Source organism: Arthrobacter sp. NPDC093128 (assembly GCF_040683875.1).
Classification (GTDB): Bacteria; Actinomycetota; Actinomycetes; order Actinomycetales; family Micrococcaceae; genus Arthrobacter.
In genome coordinates this window covers 254,298-272,099 of sequence record NZ_JBFBEY010000003.1, presented here as the reverse complement: position 1 = coordinate 272,099, position 17,802 = coordinate 254,298, and the positions used below count along the sequence as shown (strand labels likewise).

Annotated in this window: 17 protein-coding genes; 6 read left to right on the top strand and 11 right to left on the bottom strand. The window is 65.0% G+C overall.

What is annotated here, in order from left to right; genetic code table 11:
* Positions 1-164 precede the first annotated feature (164 nt).
* The 4 genes from era to AB0N24_RS05040 are packed head-to-tail and all read right to left on the bottom strand — an operon-like array spanning position 165 to position 4,006.
* Positions 165-1,124, bottom strand: coding sequence for a GTPase Era (gene era / locus AB0N24_RS05055; RefSeq protein ID WP_214951388.1), 960 nt, complete (start codon positions 1,122-1,124; stop codon positions 165-167).
* The gene (locus AB0N24_RS05050) at positions 1,108-2,451 is read right to left on the bottom strand and encodes a hemolysin family protein (protein WP_364121290.1); all 1,344 of its coding nucleotides are present in this window, start codon (positions 2,449-2,451) and stop codon (positions 1,108-1,110) included. The genes era and AB0N24_RS05050 overlap by 17 nt, the downstream gene beginning before the upstream one ends.
* Complete coding sequence (ybeY, locus tag AB0N24_RS05045) at positions 2,448-2,921, bottom strand: rRNA maturation RNase YbeY (protein ID WP_214951393.1); 474 nt, start codon at positions 2,919-2,921, stop codon at positions 2,448-2,450. The genes AB0N24_RS05050 and ybeY overlap by 4 nt, the downstream gene beginning before the upstream one ends.
* Positions 2,918-4,006 (bottom strand): PhoH family protein, encoded by a 1,089-nt coding sequence (locus AB0N24_RS05040; protein ID WP_364121286.1) that lies wholly within the window; start codon positions 4,004-4,006, stop codon positions 2,918-2,920. The genes ybeY and AB0N24_RS05040 overlap by 4 nt, the downstream gene beginning before the upstream one ends.
* A 376-nt stretch (positions 4,007-4,382) precedes the next feature.
* Here AB0N24_RS05040 and AB0N24_RS05035 point away from each other — a divergent pair, with 376 nt between their 5' ends.
* Positions 4,383-5,345: a GerMN domain-containing protein gene (locus AB0N24_RS05035; RefSeq protein ID WP_364121284.1), complete on the top strand. Its 963-nt coding sequence runs from the start codon at positions 4,383-4,385 to the stop codon at positions 5,343-5,345.
* Between the two features lie 44 nt (positions 5,346-5,389).
* On the opposite strand, the gene AB0N24_RS05030 is transcribed toward AB0N24_RS05035, so the two are convergent.
* From AB0N24_RS05030 to hrcA, 3 genes are all read right to left on the bottom strand, one after another.
* Positions 5,390-6,172: a 16S rRNA (uracil(1498)-N(3))-methyltransferase gene (locus AB0N24_RS05030; RefSeq protein WP_364121281.1), complete on the bottom strand. Its 783-nt coding sequence runs from the start codon at positions 6,170-6,172 to the stop codon at positions 5,390-5,392.
* Between the two features lie 2 nt (positions 6,173-6,174).
* Positions 6,175-7,302: a molecular chaperone DnaJ gene (gene dnaJ, locus AB0N24_RS05025; RefSeq protein WP_104172966.1), complete on the bottom strand. Its 1,128-nt coding sequence runs from the start codon at positions 7,300-7,302 to the stop codon at positions 6,175-6,177.
* A gap of 94 nt (positions 7,303-7,396) precedes the next feature.
* Complete coding sequence (hrcA, locus tag AB0N24_RS05020) at positions 7,397-8,410, bottom strand: heat-inducible transcriptional repressor HrcA (RefSeq protein WP_364121278.1); 1,014 nt, start codon at positions 8,408-8,410, stop codon at positions 7,397-7,399.
* 232 nt (positions 8,411-8,642) lie between these two features.
* On the opposite strand from hrcA, the gene AB0N24_RS05015 reads away from it, so the two are divergent.
* Positions 8,643-9,494: a DUF3097 domain-containing protein gene (locus AB0N24_RS05015; protein ID WP_364121276.1), complete on the top strand. Its 852-nt coding sequence runs from the start codon at positions 8,643-8,645 to the stop codon at positions 9,492-9,494.
* Between the two features lie 123 nt (positions 9,495-9,617).
* On the top strand, positions 9,618-10,037 hold the full coding sequence (locus tag AB0N24_RS05010; RefSeq protein ID WP_364121273.1) for a DUF4870 domain-containing protein: 420 nt from the start codon (positions 9,618-9,620) through the stop codon (positions 10,035-10,037).
* Between the two features lie 39 nt (positions 10,038-10,076).
* On the opposite strand, the gene hemW is transcribed toward AB0N24_RS05010, so the two are convergent.
* Together hemW and lepA are read right to left on the bottom strand one after the other, a co-directional pair.
* On the bottom strand, positions 10,077-11,306 hold the full coding sequence (gene hemW, locus AB0N24_RS05005) for a radical SAM family heme chaperone HemW (RefSeq protein ID WP_364121271.1): 1,230 nt from the start codon (positions 11,304-11,306) through the stop codon (positions 10,077-10,079).
* A 36-nt stretch (positions 11,307-11,342) separates the two neighbouring features.
* Positions 11,343-13,196, bottom strand: a complete 1,854-nt coding sequence (gene lepA / locus AB0N24_RS05000) for a translation elongation factor 4 (protein WP_364121268.1) — start codon at positions 13,194-13,196, stop codon at positions 11,343-11,345.
* A 178-nt stretch (positions 13,197-13,374) separates the two neighbouring features.
* Here lepA and AB0N24_RS04995 point away from each other — a divergent pair, with 178 nt between their 5' ends.
* Both AB0N24_RS04995 and rpsT read left to right on the top strand, forming a co-directional pair.
* On the top strand, positions 13,375-13,929 hold the full coding sequence (locus AB0N24_RS04995; protein ID WP_364121265.1) for a type II toxin-antitoxin system PemK/MazF family toxin: 555 nt from the start codon (positions 13,375-13,377) through the stop codon (positions 13,927-13,929).
* Between the two features lie 200 nt (positions 13,930-14,129).
* A complete protein-coding gene (gene rpsT, locus AB0N24_RS04990; RefSeq protein WP_090581023.1) occupies positions 14,130-14,390 on the top strand; it encodes a 30S ribosomal protein S20 in 261 nt (86 codons plus the stop codon).
* Positions 14,391-14,535: 145 nt separating this feature from the next.
* Here rpsT and holA read toward each other — a convergent pair whose 3' ends face one another.
* Positions 14,536-15,552 carry a DNA polymerase III subunit delta gene (gene holA / locus AB0N24_RS04985; protein WP_364121262.1) on the bottom strand — a complete coding sequence of 339 codons (1,017 nt, stop codon included), beginning with the start codon at positions 15,550-15,552 and terminating at the stop codon, positions 14,536-14,538.
* Positions 15,486-16,430, bottom strand: a complete 945-nt coding sequence (locus AB0N24_RS04980; RefSeq protein ID WP_364121259.1) for a ComEC/Rec2 family competence protein — start codon at positions 16,428-16,430, stop codon at positions 15,486-15,488. Before AB0N24_RS04980 ends, holA begins: the two co-directional genes overlap by 67 nt.
* 202 nt (positions 16,431-16,632) lie before the next feature.
* Between AB0N24_RS04980 and AB0N24_RS04975 the strand changes: the two genes are divergently transcribed.
* Positions 16,633-17,163: a sugar-binding domain-containing protein gene (locus tag AB0N24_RS04975; protein ID WP_364121256.1), complete on the top strand. Its 531-nt coding sequence runs from the start codon at positions 16,633-16,635 to the stop codon at positions 17,161-17,163.
* Positions 17,164-17,802: the final 639 nt, after the last annotated feature.

Here is a 17,802-nt window from a genome sequence, read left to right as displayed (position 1 = left end):
GTGTGTCTCGGCGTCGCACCACGTGGTGTTACCTTCCTCTAAAAAATGGGGTTCGGTCCATTTTAGTGGCCGAGACTGGGAGAATGCCCGATGCCCCGGACCGGCAGCCTGCAAGGCAGCCCGCCGGCGGCGGACCGGCGGGCTGTCGGGAACCGCTGGCGGTGCTAGAAACCGAGCTTTACCAGCTGCTTCGGATCCCGCTGCCAGTCCTTGGCTACCTTGACGTGCAGGTCGAGGTAGATCCTCGTTCCGAGCAGCGCTTCGATCCCTTTGCGGGCGGTGGTGCCGACTTCCCTCAGCCGGGCGCCGCCCTTGCCGATGATGATCGCTTTCTGGGACGGTCGTTCGACGTAGAGGTTCACCCGGACGTCAAGGAACGGGCTGTCCTCGGGCCGGCCCTCGCGGGGCACGATCTCCTCCACCACTACGGCCAGGGAGTGCGGAAGCTCGTCCCGGACGCCCTCCAGGGCGGCTTCACGGATCAGCTCGGCCACCATAACGGCTTCGGGCTCGTCCGTCAGGTGCCCGTCCGGGTAAAGAGGCTGCGACGGCGGCATGTGGCTGATGAGGACATCCGCCACGGTGCCCACCTGGAAACCGTCCGTTGCGGACACCGGAACAATGTCCTTCCATCCGTCCTCGCCGAGGACTTCGCGGCCAAGGGCTGCTACCGCAAGCAGTTGCTCGGTCAGTGCCTGCCGGTCCACCAGGTCGGCCTTGGTGACGATGGCGATGATGGGCTTGTTGCCGACGGCAGCCAACTGGGCGGCAATAAAGCGGTCACCGGGGCCGATCTTTTCGTTGGCAGGCAGGCAGAAGCCGATGGCGTCCACTTCGGACAACGTGTCGGCAACAAGATCGTTGAGGCGTTTGCCGAGCAGCGTCCTGGGCCGGTGCAGGCCCGGGGTGTCGACCAGGATCAGCTGGGCGTCATCCCGGTGGACGATCCCCCTGATGGTGTGGCGCGTGGTCTGCGGCTTCGCCGACGTGATGGCCACTTTTTTGCCCACCAGGGCATTCGTCAGTGTGGACTTTCCTGCGTTGGGCCTGCCCACGAGGATCGAAAATCCGGCACGGAAGCCGCCAAAGGCCTCGCCGCCGTCCGCTTTATTCTGCTTGCTCACGTGGAACTCCCTGTTGCGTTGTTTCGGCCTCGTCGAGTAGGTCTTCAAGGTCAGTTTCTTCTGGAACGGCGCCCTTTGCAACGGGCGCTGCGATGATATGGCTGACCCTGTTGCGGCGGCCCTCCAGGCGCTCCGCGCGCAGCGAGACGCCGTGAACCACAACGGCGCTCCCTACGATGGGAACCCTGCCGAGGGCTTTGGCCAGCAGGCCGCCAACGGTGTCCACTTCGTCGTCGTCGAGTTCCATATCAAAAAGCTCACCGAGGTCATCGATGCTCATCCGTGCACTGACGCGGTAGCTGCCGTCACCAAGGGCAACGGCCTCGGCGCTCTCCGTGTCGTATTCATCCACGATCTCGCCGACGATTTCCTCGATGAGGTCCTCGAGCGTGACCAGGCCCGCCGTTCCGCCGTATTCGTCAATCACGATGGCCACGTGCGTGGATTCCTTCTGCAGTTCACGGAGCAGGTCACTGACCTGCTTGGACTCCGGCACGTAACGGACTTCGCGGGCGAGTTCGTCCACAAGGGGCGGTTCCTCGCCCGGGCCGAGGCCGTGCAGGGCCGCGGCAACATCCTTGAGGTACACGATGCCCAGGATCTGGTCCGTGTTGTCGCCGATGACGGGGATCCGGGAGTATCCCGACCGCAGGAAAAGGGACATGGCGCGGTGCAGGCTCGAACCGGCGTCAATGCTGAGGATGTCCGTCCGGGGCACCATCACGGCCCGGACCAGGGTGTCGCCGAAGTCGAACACCGACTGGATCAGTTCCGCCTCGTTGTCTTCGATCATGTCCGATTCAGTGGCGCGGTCCACCAGTTCGCGGAACTCCTCTTCACTGAAGGAAGCCTCATCACCGCCGCCGGCGCCCGGAGCCACCACACTTCCGAGGGCGACAAGCCACCCCGGAATGGGGCCCAGCACCCAGCACAGGAAGCGGATGATCGGTGCGGTGAACCCGGCGACGCCGGCTGCGTGGGCGCGGCCCAGCTGCCGCGGTGAAACCCCCACGATCACGAAGCCCACGACGGCCATGATGCCGGTGGCGGCAAGCCCGGCGAGCCACACACTGTCCAACAGGCTGTGCAGCAGCACGGCGACTGCCACCGCCGAGGCCATTTCGAACCAGATCCGCCAGAACCTCAGGGAGCGCATGTGGGCCACGGGCTGGTCCAGAATACGTTTCAGGGCCTGGCCGTTGCCTCGGAGCATGGCTTCTTCGGCGTCGTGCCGGGGCAAAAAGTTAAAAGCGGACTCGGCCGCGGTCAGCAGGGCTGCGAAACTAAGGAAAACCAGCGCCATGCCAACAAGGATCAGTGGGGTCACTGAATCGTCTCAGACGGGGCTTCTTTACCGGTGAAGCCCTCAAGCAGTTCACGCTGGAGGCCGAACATCTCTTCTTTTTCCTCGGGGTCGGCGTGGTCATAGCCCAGCAGATGCAGAATTCCGTGCGTCGTAAGCAGCAGCATCTCGTCCTGGGTGGAATGTCCGGCGTTCTTAGCCTGGACCTCGGCCACCTGCGGGCAGACGGCAATGTCGCCAAGCATGCCCTGCGGAGTCGGCTTGTCCGGTGTGCCCGGTGTCAGTTCGTCCATGGGAACAGAGAGAACGTCCGTGGCGCCGGGTTCGTCCATCAGTTCAATGTGGAGCTTTTCCATGGCGGGCTCGTCCACCAGCAGGATGGACAGCTCGGCCTGGGGATGGATGTACAGGCGTTCGAAAACGAACCGGGCCAAGGCAACCAGTTGGGCTTCATCAACCTGGACGCCGGATTCGTTGTTTACTTCGATGCTCATGCGTGCTCTCCCCGCTTCTCCCGGGTCACGGAATGCTTCACCCGGTTCCTCTGTGCCTCGTCCCAAATGCCGTAGGCATTGACAATGTCGCCGACAAGCCGGTGGCGGACCACGTCCGAGGCATCCAGGACGCTGAAGTTCACGTCGTCGATGCCCTGCAGGATTTCCTCCACGATCCGGAGCCCGGAACGGGTGCCGAAGGGCAGGTCTACCTGGGTAACGTCCCCGGTGACCACCATTTTGGAGCCGAACCCGAGCCTCGTCAGGAACATCTTCATCTGTTCCGGCGTCGTGTTCTGGGCCTCATCGAGGATGATGAAGGCGTCGTTAAGGGTGCGCCCGCGCATGTACGCCAGCGGGGCCACTTCGATGGTGCCCGCCGCCATCAGCCGGGGAATGGACTCGGGATCCATCATGTCGTGGAGGGCGTCGTAAAGCGGCCGCAGGTAGGGGTCGATCTTGTCGCTGAGGGTCCCGGGCAGGAAGCCCAGCCGTTCGCCGGCCTCGACAGCGGGCCGGGTGAGGATAATGCGGCTGACTTCCTTCTGCTGCAGGGCCTGGACAGCCTTTGCCATCGCTAGGAAGGTCTTGCCGGTACCGGCGGGGCCGATGCCAAAGATCACTGTGTTGGCGTCGATCGCGTCCACGTAGTTCTTCTGGTTCAGCGTCTTCGGCCTGATCGTCTTGCCGCGGCTGGACAGGATGTTGTACGTCAGCACCTCAACCGGGTTTTGGAGCGACTGGCTCCGGAGCAGGGCCGCGAGCTGTTGGAGGACTGCCGGCGTGATGACCGTTCCCCGGTCTACGAGCCCCCGCACTTCGTGGAGGAGGCGCATGATCCGGGGAACGTCCGCGGCGGGGCCGCTGATGGCCAGTTCGTTGCCGCGGACGTGGAAGTCGACTGCGGGGAACTGTTCCTCAATGAAACGGAGGGCCTCGTCGTGGCTGCCCAGGGACTGAACCATCTGTTCGGAGTTGTCAAAGATGACCACCTCCGTCCGGACACCGGGAAGACTATGGGGAAATTCACCTGTGGTGCGCTCACCGGAGCTGAACCGGGGCCTTCCGTTTGTTGCTTCAGTCATGGTGCCGGCCTGCGGGCCTCTGGTCCCCTCCAGTTAGGAAATTTGTCGCTCTGCCTGATCAGTTCGCCTTCGCTGCGTCAGCGTCGGGCTCCGTGCCGGGCCGAGTCCTTCCATCTTACGCCAGTACACCGTGCGGGAGCCTCGGACCGTTGCCGTCCGGTGTTCCGGGTGCAACCGTTTCGTTGCAGGTTCCCGTCATTAGGTATCAACTTCGTATCGGCCTCATATCGTTCCCGTTGCAGTTCGGCCGACCGTCCGTAAACGCCGCTGGGGGCCGGAGACTCCATGTAATGCTGGAATCCATCGCAGAGTGCGACACAGGCACGTTTACACGTACCACGTTTACACGGACAGGGCGGAGGAACCCGGAAGCACCATGGAGATCTGGAATCCACGACGCCGGAACACAGCGGGAGGCAGTCGGGCACGCTCCGCAGCGCTCCTGTTTGTGCTGCCCGCCGCCCTGGTACTCTCCGGCTGTGTGGCCACTCCGCAGCCGCCCGAAACAACCGCCGCCAGCACGCCCCAGGCCATGACCGGGTCCGCCACCGCCGGCGTTCCCACCACGAGTGCACCGCTGGAGACCACGCAGGCTTCGAACAAGGCTCCGGTGTACTGGATCGGCCGCAGCAACGAAAACGTCTTCCTCTACCGTGAATTCCGGGACGTCCCCGAGCAGGAAAACCCCGTCACGCGGGCGCTGCGTTCGATGATGTCCCAGAAGCCGCTGGATCCGGATTTCTTCACCCCGTGGCAGAACCCGAAGAAGCTTGCCACCTCAATCTCCGGCAAGAACGTGATCACGGTGGATGTCTCGCCGGACGCCTTCAACAGCAATCTCGACGACGACATGGCAAAGCGGGCCATCCAGCAGCTGGTGTACACAGCGACGGCTGCCGGTGCGAGCTCGGGGCTGGTGGACTCCGGCCAGCAGATCCAGGTGGTAATCCTCGTCGACGGCCACACTGATTACCTCGCGTTCAACCACGTCAGGCTGGGTACGCCTACTCCACGCGGCGCGGGCATGGTGGCGCCGGTCTGGATCATTGATCCACAGGAAGGTGTGGGCGTTGCTGACGGTAGCGTCAAAATCAGCGGACGAAGCACGCTCCCCGGGGCCAAGCTCCGGTGGAAGATCCTGAAGGTCGAAGGCGGCACCGACAGGGCGGCCTATCTGAGCGGTGACGTCACGGCCTCGGCCGAGGCGACGCAGTCCGGGCTCTTCTCCCTGAACGTCAATCTCGCACCGGGAAACTATGAAGTCCGCGTTTCCCAGATCGATCCCGGGACGCCCGACCGTGAAATGAACGTGGACACGCGCGGCTTCACGGTTGAGTAGCACCTGAGCGTTTCACGGCAACACCCCTGAATCAGCGGACGCTGCTACCAGCGTCCCAGGATATCGCTGGCGAGAACCGTGGCGGCCGGTCCCGCCGTGGAAGACCTGAGCACGTGGTGGCCCAGCAGTGCCGTCACCGCACCGGCGCTGCACAGCTTGGTGACCTCCCGCGGACTGATTCCGCCTTCCGGCCCGACAATGAGCAGGATTTCACGCGGCCCGGGACCACCCGTCCCGCCGTCGCTGTCACCGTCGCGCCAGGACTCCAGAACAGCGCGGAGCGGCCGGACGGCATCCTCATGGAGGATGATGGCCAGGTCCGCCGCGGCGACGGCGGCCTGCAAACCTGCACCGTCGACGGCGGCACGGACCTCGGGAATCCAGGCCCGGCGCGCCTGTTTGGCCGCTGCGGTCACCACGGACTGCCACTTGGCATGCGCCTTGGCGGCCCGCTCACCTTTCCACCGGACGATGGAGCGTTCCGATTGCCACGGGATGACCGCATCGATTCCCAGTTCGGTGGCGGTCTCCGCGGCAAGTTCGTCGCGGTCGCCCTTCGCCAGCGCCTGAACCAGGACAAGGCGCAGGTCCGGGCGCTCTTCGGTTTCGAGCGCCGCGCACTCCACGGTCAGCTCGCCTTGGCCGACGGCGACGACGGTCCCGGTCAGCCTTTTGCCGGCGCCGTCGGCTATGTCAACGGATTCCCCTACGGAAATCCGCTTGACGGTGACGGCGTGCCGGGCTTCGGCTCCCTGAAGGACGTACTGCGACCCGGGAACCTGCTGGTCCAGTGCTCCTGGGGTCGCGAAAAAGACCGGGTTGCTCACCGCTACAGGTTACCGAACCGGTCCCGCAGCTTGGCGAACACACCGCCGCTGGCGGTGAGTTTGCCCTCGGTGTACTGCTCGCCCCGGAGTTTGGCCAGCTGGCGGAGGAGGTCTTCCTGTGCGGCATCGAGCTTGGCCGGGGTCTCGACCTGCAGGTGGACCTTCAAGTCGCCGCGGCCGTAGCCCCGGAGATGGGTGACGCCGAGCCCGCGCAGGGTGATGACCTCACCGGACTGGGTGCCCGCCTTGACGTCGATTTCCTGCTGCCCGTCGAACGTGTCCAGGCTGAGTTCGGTGCCCAGGGCTGCGGCGGTCATCGGGATGTGCAGGGTGGCGTGAAGGTCGTCGCCGTCACGCACGTAGGTGGCGTCATTGTTGACCCGGATCTCCACGTACAGGTCGCCGGAGGGGCCGCCGGCAGGCCCGGCTTCGCCCTGGCCGCCCAGCTGGATGCGGGTTCCGGTGGCTACGCCGGCAGGGACCTTGACCGTCAGTGAACGGCGGCTGCGGATGCGGCCCTGGCCGTTGCACTCGTTGCAGGGATCCTTGATGACGGTTCCGAAGCCTTCGCAGGAGCCGCAGGGGGCGGCTGTCATGACCTGGCCCAGGATGGAGCGGACGGCCCGCTGTACCTGGCCGCTGCCGCCGCAGATGTCGCAGCGCTCGGGGTGGGTTCCGGGCTGGCAGCAGGAACCCTCGCAGGTGGGGCACGTTACGGCTGTGTCGACCTCAAGCTTCTTGTTGACGCCGAAGACGGCGTCGCGAAGGTCGATGCGGACGCTGATCAGGGCGTCCTGGCCGCGGCGGACGCGCGAAGCGGGCCCGGCTGAGCCGCCCGCTCCGAAGAAGGTGTCGAAGATGTCCTGGAAGGCGAAGCCCTGGCCCGAGTAGCCGGCACCGCCGAAGCCGTTGTCCGTGCCGTTCTCGTTGCCGGTGGTGTCGTAGACACGGCGTTTCTGCGGGTCGGACAGCACTTCATAGGCGTGCGTGACAGCCTTGAAGCGGTCCGAGGCATCCTCGCCGGGGTTAACGTCCGGGTGCAGGGTTCGCGCAAGCTTTCGGTAGGCTTTCTTGATCTCTTCGCCCGTCGCTTCGGGTGAGACTCCAAGAACGTCGTAGTGGCTGCTCAAAGTTCGTATCTCTTCCTGGTTGTACTGCCTGTGATGCTGCTGCCGCACCCCGCAAGCCGGGAAACGGAGGCCTGGTTGGGTGATGAAGGACCGGTCAAGGTCCGAGGATCCTGGAAAGGTAGCGTGCCACGGCCCGGACCGCGGCCATGGTGGTGGGATAGTCCATCCGGGTGGGGCCAAGGACGCCAACCTTGGCACTGGAGCCGGGGCCGTAGCCGGTAGCCACCACCGAGGCCTCGGCGAGTCCGTCGTACGGATTCTCGCGGCCGATGCTGACGGTGACGCCACGGGGGTCCTCCGCCATTTCGCTGAGCAGGCGGAGCATGACCACCTGTTCTTCGAGTGCCTCGAGGACCGGGCCGATGCTCAGCGGGAAGTCAACATTGGATCGTGCGAGGTTGGCGGTTCCGGCCATGACCATCCGCTCCTCGCGGGTGCTGCTGGCCAGGGCGTCGAGGCCTCGCGCCAGCGCCTGGGCGGCATGCCGGCGTGACGGTTCACACGCGGCGACGACGGCGGGCAGCGCCTGCGGGAGAAGGCTCAGCGGTGTGCCGGAAAGGCTCTTCAGGAACCGTGTGCGAAGGCCGCCGAGGGCGTCGTCGCCGAGGGCCTGCCCGACGTCAATGACCCGCTGTTCGACTTTTCCGGTGTCCGCAATCAGCACGATCAGGACCTGCCGCGGTGCCAGCAGCACGAACTCGATGTGCCGCACCATGGCACGGCTAAGGTGTGGGTACTGGACCACCGCCACCTGGTTGGTCAGCTGCGACAGCAGCCGCACGGTGCGTTCCAGGACATCGTCCAGGTCGTCGGACCCTTCCAGTAGCGTCTGGATGGCCCGCCGTTCTGCCTGCGACAGCGGCTTGACCGCGGAGATCTGGTCAACGAAGAGCCGGTAGCCCTTGTCCGTGGGGATGCGGCCGGCACTGGTATGCGGCGCCGTGATCAGGCCCTCGTCCTCCAACGCCGCCATGTCGTTGCGGATGGTGGCACTGGAGACACCCAGATGGTGCCTTTCCACCAGCGCCTTGGAGCCCACAGGTTCGCGGGAATGGACGTAGTCCTCCACGATGGCGCGCAGTACTTCAAGCTTGCGTGGTTCGCTCATTCTCCACCTCCGATCGGCTTTCCCGTGCCATGTCCCGGCATTGCGCCAGGCGCATATCCCGTCACCCGTTAGCACTCGTCATGTCTAAGTGCTAACCAGTCTAATATGAGTCGCCGCGTTGTTAGCATTGGTACCGCTCCGGGCGAAACTCCGGCGCGGAACCGGACGTGCGGAAAAATGAAGGCACGGCCGCCCTGGTTCCCTCCTCCTAGTGCAAGGCAGTGTGTATCGGATGTCGTACCAGAACTGGGGCCCGCAGGACATCACGGCTCCCCGGAAATCCGAGCTTCCCGAAGTTCCGGTTGAACGCGGCATGGTGCTTGAAGACGTGCAGTCCGGCTGGGTGGGCGCTGTCACCAGGGTGGAGAAGTCGGGCGGCATGCATGTTGTGGCCCTGGAGGACCGGCGCGGCAAGTCGCGCACCTTCCGCCTCGGCTACGGGTTCCTCCTGGAGGGCCTGCCCATCCGGCTGATGCCGCCTGCTCCCCGCGCGCAGGCAGCCCCCGCCGGATCCAACCGGACGGCCTCCGGGTCGGTGCGGGTGGCCGGCCATCGCGCGCAGGTGGCCAAGGCAAGCCGCATCTGGGTGGAAGGCAAGCACGATGCCGAACTCGTGGAAAAGGTCTGGGGTGACGACCTCCGCGTGGAGGGCATCGTCGTCGAGCCTCTGCACGGCATCGACGACCTCACGGCGGCGGTTGCCGCGTTCCGTCCGGGCCCCGGCCGGCGGCTGGGGGTGCTGGTTGACCACCTCGTGGCCAACTCAAAGGAGTCGCGGATCGCCGACGCCGTCATGGCGTCCCCCGGCGCCGCGGGCAACGTGCTGATCGTCGGCCACCCCTACGTGGATGTGTGGCAGGCGATCCGCCCCGCAGTGCTCGGCATTGACGCGTGGCCGGTTATACCGCGCGGCGTCGACTGGAAGACCGGAATCCTGACGGCCTTCGGCTGGCCGCACGAGACAAAGGAAGACATCGGCCTGGGCTGGCAGAAGCTGCTGGGGGCCGTCCGCAGCTACGCGGACCTGGAACCGTCCCTGCTGGGCCGGGTGGAAGAGGTCATCGACTTCCTCACCGTGCCGTAAGGGGCCGGTGGACTCTCCGAATGCACCCCTGACCCAGTATTCTTGATACGGCGGTTGTTGCTGTTGTGGCAGCGTCCGCTTTTCCGGGAACCACCGCACCACTGCAATCCGAAGGACGACACCGTGGCAGAAGACGCACGTGAACAAAGGGACAACCAGGCCGGCCATGGCCAGCCCCAGTATCATGGTGTCCCCGCCAACGCACTGCCGCTGACGGCCAACGAAGACCGGCAGTGGGCAACGCTCGCCCACTTCGGCGGCATCCTTGGATGTGTCCCGTCGCTGCTGATCTACCTGATCTTCAAGGAGCGCGGGCCGTTCACGGCGCAGGAGTCCAAGGAAGCACTGAATTTCACCCTGCCTCCCACCGTCGCGGCGGTCATCTGCAACATCCTCGTGATGCTTCCGGTCGTGGGAAACATCTTCGCGGTGCTGGCCACGCTGATCTGGATCGCCGTGACCTGCTTCTCGGTCGCGGCCGGCATCCATGTGAACCGGGGCCAGCCGCACCGGTACGACTTCAACCTGCGCTGGATCAAGTAACCGGCTGAGGCCGGGCGCTGCCGGACGGCGAAGCCGGAGTCAGTCGGGAAGGATCCTTCTGACCACGGCGTCGGCGAGGAGCCTGCCTTTGAGCGTGAGGACGAGCCTGCCCTTGAACGCCAGGGCGGGGTCCACCAGCCCATCGGCGATCAGCCCCGCAACGGCATGCCGTCCCGACGATCCCAGCCCGGCAACCTCGAGTCCGCTGCTCAGCCTGGCTTCGAGCATGACCCGCTCAACGTTCCGGGTTTCAGCGTCGAGCGTCTCCCGGCCGGCTGCCGGCGACACGCCGCCGGCGAGCCGGCCCGCGTAGGCAGTGGGGTGTTTGACGTTCCACCAGCGGACGCCGCCGACGTGCGAATGCGCGCCGGGGCCGATCCCCCACCAGTCATCCCCGCGCCAGTACGCCAGGTTGTGCCGGCATGCCTGTTCCGGCGTACGCGACCAGTTGCTTACCTCATACCAGCCGAGGCCGGCGGCGCTGATGAGTTCGTCCGCGAGTTCGTACTTGTCGGCATGGTCGTCGTCGTCGATTCCGGGAACTTCGCCGCGGCGGATCTGGGCGGCCAGCTTGGTGCCGTCCTCCACAATCAGCGCGTAGGCACTGATGTGGTCCGGCCCGTAGGACAGGGCGGTTTCGAGTGAGTACCGCCAGTCCTCCAGGGACTCGCCCGGGGTGCCGTAGATGAGGTCCAGGCTGACCGCGAGGCCAGCGTCCCGTGCCCACTGCACCACCTGCGGCACGCGGCTGGGCGTGTGGGTGCGGTCGAGCACCTTCAGCACATGCGGGACGGCGGACTGCATGCCGAACGACACACGCGTGAAGCCTGCGTCAGCCAGCAGATGGAGGGACTCCGGGGTGACTGAATCCGGGTTTGCTTCGGTGGTGACTTCGGCGCCGGGCTCCAGCCCCCATTCCGCAACGGCCGCGGTGAGGATGCGGGCCAGGTCCTCCGCGGGCAGCAGCGTCGGCGTGCCGCCGCCGAAAAAGACCGTGCCCAGCCGGCGGTCAGGCAGTCCGCTGGCCCGCAATGCCTTGGCGGCAAACTCCACCTCGGCGATGGCCGTGGAGGCATAGGCGTCCTGGGACGCCCCGCCGCCGAGTTCCGTGGCCGTGTAGGTATTGAAGTCGCAGTATCCGCAGCGGACGGCACAGAAGGGGATGTGGACGTACAGCCCGAATGCCCGCCCGGCAACGCCGTCGGCGGCCTGCGCGGGAAGCAGGCCGTCCGACGGCGCGGGGTCGCCGAGGGGGAGAATGCTAGGCATTGCGGGGGCGTCCGGTGTTGCCGGCCACTGTCATCACTACTTCTTGGCCTTGTCCTTGGACTCGTCGGTGGTCAGCGCGGCGATGAAGGCTTCCTGAGGAACCTCAACGCGGCCCACCATCTTCATGCGCTTTTTGCCTTCCTTCTGCTTTTCCAGAAGTTTGCGCTTACGGGAAATATCGCCGCCGTAGCATTTGGCCAGGACGTCCTTGCGGATGGCGCGGATGCTTTCGCGTGCGATGATCCGGGATCCGATGGCGGCCTGGATGGGAACCTCGAACTGCTGGCGAGGGATGAGCTCGCGCAGCTTGCCGGTCATCATCACACCGTAGGCGTAGGCCTTGTCCCGGTGGGTGATGGCGCTGAAGGCGTCCACCTGTTCGCCCTGGAGCATGATGTCAACCTTCACGAGGTCGGCAACCTGGTCGCCGTCCGCTTTCCAGTCAAGTGAGCCGTAGCCACGGGTCTTGGACTTGAGGATGTCGAAGAAGTCGAAGACAATTTCGGCCAGCGGCAGGCGGTACCGGATTTCCACCCGGTCCTCGGACAGGTAGTCCATGCCGCCCATAATGCCGCGGCGGCTCTGGCACAACTCCATGATGGCTCCGACAAAGTCATTCGGCGCCAGGATGGTGGCGGACACCATCGGCTCGCGGACTTCGGCGACCTTGCCGGTGGGGTATTCACTGGGGTTGGTGACATGGACAACCTTCTTGTCCTCCAGCGTCACCTCGTACTCCACGTTGGGTGCTGTGGATATCAGGTCCAGGTTGTACTCGCGTTCGAGCCGTTCACGGGTGATTTCCAGGTGCAGCAGCCCCAGGAAGCCCACCCGGAAGCCGAAGCCCAGGGCTGCCGAAGTTTCCGGCTCGTAGATCAGGGCGGCGTCGTTGAGCATCAGCTTCTCCAGCGCATCGCGGAGCACCGGATAGTCGGTGCCGTCCAGCGGGTAGAGGCCGGAGAAGACCATCGGCTTGGCATCCGCATAGCCGGGCAGCGACTGCGCGGCAGGCTTGGCCAGGTTGGTGACAGTGTCGCCCACCTTGGACTGGCGGACGTCCTTCACACCGGTGATCAGGTAACCCACTTCGCCGACGCCCAGGCCCTTGGACGGCGTGGGTTCCGGGGAACTCACGCCGATTTCGAGGAGTTCGTGCGTGGCGCGCGTGGACATCATCTGGATCCGCTCACGCGGGTGCAGCATGCCGTCAACAACGCGGACGTAGGTGACCACGCCGCGGTAGGTGTCGTACACGGAGTCGAAGATCATGGCACGGGCGGGGGCATTGGGATCGCCCACCGGGGCCGGCAGGTCGTTCACGATCTTGTCCAGGAGGACCTCGACGCCGGCGCCGGTCTTGCCGGAGACCCGCAGCACCTCGTCCGGGTCGCCGCCGATCAGGCTGGCGAGCTCGGCCGCGTACTTCTCGGGCTGGGCCGCGGGAAGGTCGATCTTGTTCAGGACCGGAATGATGGTGAGGTTGTTCTCCATCGCCAGGTACAGGTTGGCGAGGGTCTGGGCTTCGATGCCCTGGGCCGCGTCAACCAGCAGAACCGCGCCTTCGCAGGCGGCCAGCGAACGGGAGACTTCGTAGGTGAAGTCGACGTGGCCGGGGGTGTCGATCATGTTCAGGGCGTAGCTGGTGCCGTCAACTTCCCAGGGCATGCGGACAGCCTGGGACTTGATGGTGATGCCGCGCTCACGTTCGATATCCATACGGTCCAGATACTGGGCCTTCATGTCGCGGGACTTAACGACGCCGGTGTACTGCAGCATGCGGTCGGCCAGAGTGGATTTACCGTGGTCAATGTGCGCAATGATGCAGAAGTTCCGGATGATGGCCGGCTCTGTTGCGGCGGGCACCGGGGCGGTGCGGGCCATGGGAGACACGCAGGGTCCTTACTGTTGGCATTTCGCGGCTGTGATCAGGAAGGCCGGAGCCATCGCGGGACCTGCCGCACGTGAACTTATAGTGTCCCACGTCCGGCCGCCAGTCGGTGCATTGTTTGCGTGCCCGGCCTGCGGCACCGCTCACCGTCCGTCCCGGCAGTCGCAGTATCGTTGCAGCATGGCACTGAACCTACGCTCCCTCGGCAAGGCCGTACGCGCCGCCATTCGCTTCCTGGAAGGGCGCCCGGCCAAAGAGCGTCCCGGCGGGCAGCCGCACGTCCGCGCGCCGCGGGCCACCGCCCCGCCGCGCGGATCTGCCGGCGGAATAAGCGGAAAGTACCCCGGCGACTTCAAGGGCGTCGCGAGCGTGAACTACGCACCCTCCCCCAACGGCAAACCGGAGCCGGGTGAGGTGGTGTGGACCTGGGTCCCGTATGAGGAGGACCACTCCCAGGGCAAGGACCGGCCGGTACTGCTGATCGGGAGCCGCGGGCGGTACCTGCTGGGACTCATGCTCACCAGCAAGGACCACGACCAGGACCACCGAAACGACGACGTCTACGTGGACATCGGCACCGGCAGCTGGGACCGGCAGCGCCGGCCCAGCGAAGCGAAACTGGATCGCATCCTCCAGATCAGCGCTGCTGACATCCGCAGGGAGGGCGCCGTCCTTGACCGGAAGCGCTTTGACAGTGTTTCATCGGCACTCCGTGAGCTGCACGGCTGGAGCTGACGGATACCCCTCCGGAAGACCACGGGGAACACCGGAGGACCAGCAGCAGTCCCGTGTGTCTGCTATTATTGACAGCTGTGTGTCCGTGCAGGTCGACGGCCACTGATGGTTGGCCGCCATAGGTATCCCCACGCCGCTCAGTCAATGGCCAATCTGAAAGCCCTCTAGACCATTTTCCGCTTTAAAAAGAGAGTTCACACGTGGCTAATATCAAGTCCCAGAAGAAGCGCATCCTCACCAACGAGAAGGCTCGCCTGCGTAACAACGCAGTCAAGTCCGAGCTGAAGACGGCCATCCGCGCCGTCAACACCGCCGTTGAGTCCACCGACAAGGATGCCGCTGCTGCTGCGCTGGTTGCTGCAGGCCGTAAGCTGGATAAGGCTGTCAGCAAGGGCGTTCTTCACAAGAACAACGCTGCAAACCGCAAGTCGGCGATCTCCAAGAAGGTCAACGCACTCTAAGGTTTTCCAGTTCAACTGAACTGATGATCGTGGCCGGCACCCCTCGGGGTGCCGGCCACATCCATTTAACAGCTGCCTACGCCGCTCGGGGCCGCTTTCGCGTAAGGGCTGCGGCGAGCGGGCTGCGGCAACGCCGCTTTTCGGCCTAGCCTCGGCGGACCGACGTTGCGATGACGGTGACGGCGTGCTCCACGGCGTACACGGGATCCCGGGAGAGGCCCTTGACCTGGGCGTCCGCCTCGGCCGTCACCTGGATGGAGCGGACCAGGCCCTCGGGCGTCCAGCGCCGGACGTCACGCTGCGCCTGTTCCACCAACCAAGGCTGCATGCCGAGCTGCCGCGCGATCTGGGCCGAAGAGCCTTGTGCCCCGGCCACTTTGGCGACAGTCCGAAGTTTGGCGGCCAGTGCGGCCACCAGCGGCACGGGGTCCGCTCCCGTGGCGAGGGCGTGGCGAAGGGTGGACAGTGCGAGTGGGCCGTTGCCGGCCAACGCGGCATCAGCGACTTTGAACGCCGTTGCCTCGATCCGGCCGCCGTAATACCGGTCCACCATGTCCGTATCCACGGCCGTGGCTGCGTCCGCGATCAGCTGGCTGCAGGCGGCAGCGAGTTCCGAAAGACTGGCGCCCACCGCATTGACCAGGGCGTGGACGGCCTCCGGCTCGATCCGCCGCGAGGCGGCCTTGAACTCCGCGGCAACGAACGCCGACTTGTCTGCGTCCTTTTTGAGGGGCTGGCAATCGACCACGGGCCAGCCGGCGGATTTGATGGCATCAAGCAGCTTCTTGCCCCGGACCCCGCCGCCGTGACGGACCACCAGGACAGCGTCCGGTTCGGGGTTGGCCAGGTATTTGAGGGCGTCTGCCAGGAAAGCGTCATTCATTGCTTCTGCGGATTCGACTTCGATGAGCTTCGATTCCCCGAACAGGGAAGGGCTGACATTCATGGCGAGCGACCCGGGTTCGTAGCTGCCGGCGTTGAGCCTGGTGATTTCCACATCCGGTTCGGCTGCGCGGACCTGTGACCTGACGCGGTCCATGGCACGGATGCCGAGGTATTCTTCGGGCCCACCGATGAGCACGACACGCGCCGGCGTCACATCGCGCCAGGTGGCCGTCGCTGACGTCGCCGGCTTGGATCGGGCTTTTTGCGCAGCGGCCACTCTTGGTTCCTCCCGGAAATTGGATTATTACCTCTAAGACTCCCACGGCGGCGGCGCTCATCCAAGCCAGTAAACAGGGGCCAAAGCTCCAGCAGATGCACGGTCCTCCGATGCGCCGCCAGGACCAGTGCCCACACGGCCCGCGGGTGCAGAATGAGCCACATTGCAAGCAGGGTGCAGGCGGAGAGCACCACCATCGTCGCCGCGCCGAACGGTCCCTCCGGCCACGGCAGGGCCGCGCCGGGCAGGGCGGAGAAGAACCTGGCAACGCCCGCCACACCGGCGGCGCAGGCCCCCGCCACCGCCATGGGAACGACAGCTGCCCACGGGGCCAGCGGCACCAATGGGACGGCTGCGGTGCCGAGGATGGTTACCGGCGCCACGAGCGGCGCCGCCACCATGTTCGCCAGCAGCGCGAAGGACGAAAACTGGGGCTGCAGCAGGACAATCACCGGCCCGCAGAACAGCTGGGCCGAAAGGGGAACCGCGAGTCCGGCGGCCAGCCAGCGCGGAACGACAGGCGGAAGCCACTCCATGATCCGCGGGCCGGCCACCACGATGCCCAGCGTTGCCAGCACGGACAGGAGGAAACTGAAGCTGGTCCCGAGTGCGGGGTCCGCCATGAGCAGTCCAATCACCGCAAGCGAGAGGAAGCTGAGTCCGCGCCCGGTCCGGCCTCCGGACAGGGATACCAGCCCGATCGCCCCCATAAGCGCGGCCCGAAGGACGCTGGCGTCCGGGCCGACAATCAGCACGAACAGTGCCAGTCCCGCCAGTGCAGCCGCTGCAGCGGGCGCCCGGGACAGGCGAAGAGATCGGGCAGCCAATAACAGTGCCCCCAGGATAAGGCTGCAGTTTGCCCCAGTGAATGTTTTCAACAGAGGTGGGTACGCACTAAGCAGAACCTCAAGGACTGCCTAGGCAGAATTGCACTGCCTGCTGAGTCGCCGCACGTCCGGATTCGAAGGCCTTTTGCTAGGAAGGACATGGTTCCGGCCTCCCCCAGTCCCCATCGTATCGAGGAGCGTCGAACGAGCCGCCCTACGTAGGCGTTGCCTTTGGAGGGCGGCTGCCCGGCGCATGAAGTCGTCGAGTCGTTATGCGGAGCTCGTATTGCTGATGGGCACATCGATGTGCGGGATCCGGAAACCGCGGGCCCTGCTGGATCTCCTTATCCATGAGGCCACGTCGCGGTTTCGTCGGGTGACTAAGGGTGTGGCCGTCGGCAGCTGGGATCCGCCCAATTCACAGCTCTACGATGCCGCCCGCGAGCTTGGCTACGCGGACAGTCTGCTGGCCCAGGGCGTCGTGGGCGAAGTGGCTGCCACTCTGATCGCCGAAGGAGGAAATAGCGTCACCACCATCAATGACCGCACGATTGCCATCCCTGCCGAAGCCCTGAAGAACATTACAGAGGTTATCAGCGTCGGCGATGGCGCCTCGAAAGCCCGTGCAATGCGGGGCAGCCATCGCGGCCGGCCTGGTACATTCCGTTGTCGCCGATGCTTCGCTGGCACGCGAACTGCTGACCATGAAATAGCGACTAAACACCGCCTTTCGTGGCGCCGACCGTCCAAGGCTGTACCGCACGCTGCGGTCGTTCTTCCTTGAGCCGATGAAACGTCCGGTGGCCGTACTAAATTTGGGCTGAAGCGGCGGGAACAACATCAATGACGCCTTCTTCACCTACTTTTTGTTCCGGGCGGCCAGTGGAGCCGCAGATGAAGTCGGCTGTAAGACTGAAGACGCCGGGTCCCTGGTTGCATCGTCTTGATAGAGGATTCTTTCGCTGTTGCTGAGCGCTCCAACGTCTTCTCGGAAGCTATCAAAGTCGACAACGGCAGCACCGCGCTCGCGTCCGGAAGCGGCCGCACCGGTTTCGTTCACGGGCTACTTTCCGACCGTGTCCATCGCCTAGTTGAACATGGCTTCCAGGGCCGTGCCGGCCACAGCCAGCAGCGCAGCAACAAGGACAGCGGACATCAGGATGATCATGACCCAGTCGTACTTTGTAGGGTTCGAGGGGGTTTAACTGTTTGGCTGACTCCGACAAATTCCTGGCTTGGGTAAGGTCCGCGTTGTACGAGGCGGAATTGGCCCTTCACAACGGTGACGCCGGCCCTCGCCGGGCAATTCGGTCCGGCAATGAGTTGGTGAGTGTCATGGGCGCCTTTGGCGAAATGCCTTCGGCCAGCAGGAACTCGACGCACTGTTCACCAGCCTTGAAGCCCAGTTCTCCTACGGCCCCTC

Coding starts and splice junctions, on each gene's coding strand:
- ybeY (WP_214951393.1), bottom strand. CDS start 2,921: ATGAGCATCGAAGTAAACAACGAATCCGGCGTCCAGGTTGATGAAGCC.
- AB0N24_RS05040 (WP_364121286.1), bottom strand. CDS start 4,006: ATGACTGAAGCAACAAACGGAAGGCCCCGGTTCAGCTCCGGTGAGCGC.
- AB0N24_RS05035 (WP_364121284.1), top strand. CDS start 4,383: ATGGAGATCTGGAATCCACGACGCCGGAACACAGCGGGAGGCAGTCGG.
- hrcA (WP_364121278.1), bottom strand. CDS start 8,410: ATGAGCGAACCACGCAAGCTTGAAGTACTGCGCGCCATCGTGGAGGAC.
- AB0N24_RS05015 (WP_364121276.1), top strand. CDS start 8,643: ATGTCGTACCAGAACTGGGGCCCGCAGGACATCACGGCTCCCCGGAAA.
- hemW (WP_364121271.1), bottom strand. CDS start 11,306: ATGCCTAGCATTCTCCCCCTCGGCGACCCCGCGCCGTCGGACGGCCTG.
- AB0N24_RS04995 (WP_364121265.1), top strand. CDS start 13,375: ATGGCACTGAACCTACGCTCCCTCGGCAAGGCCGTACGCGCCGCCATT.
- AB0N24_RS04975 (WP_364121256.1), top strand. CDS start 16,633: ATGAAGTCGTCGAGTCGTTATGCGGAGCTCGTATTGCTGATGGGCACA.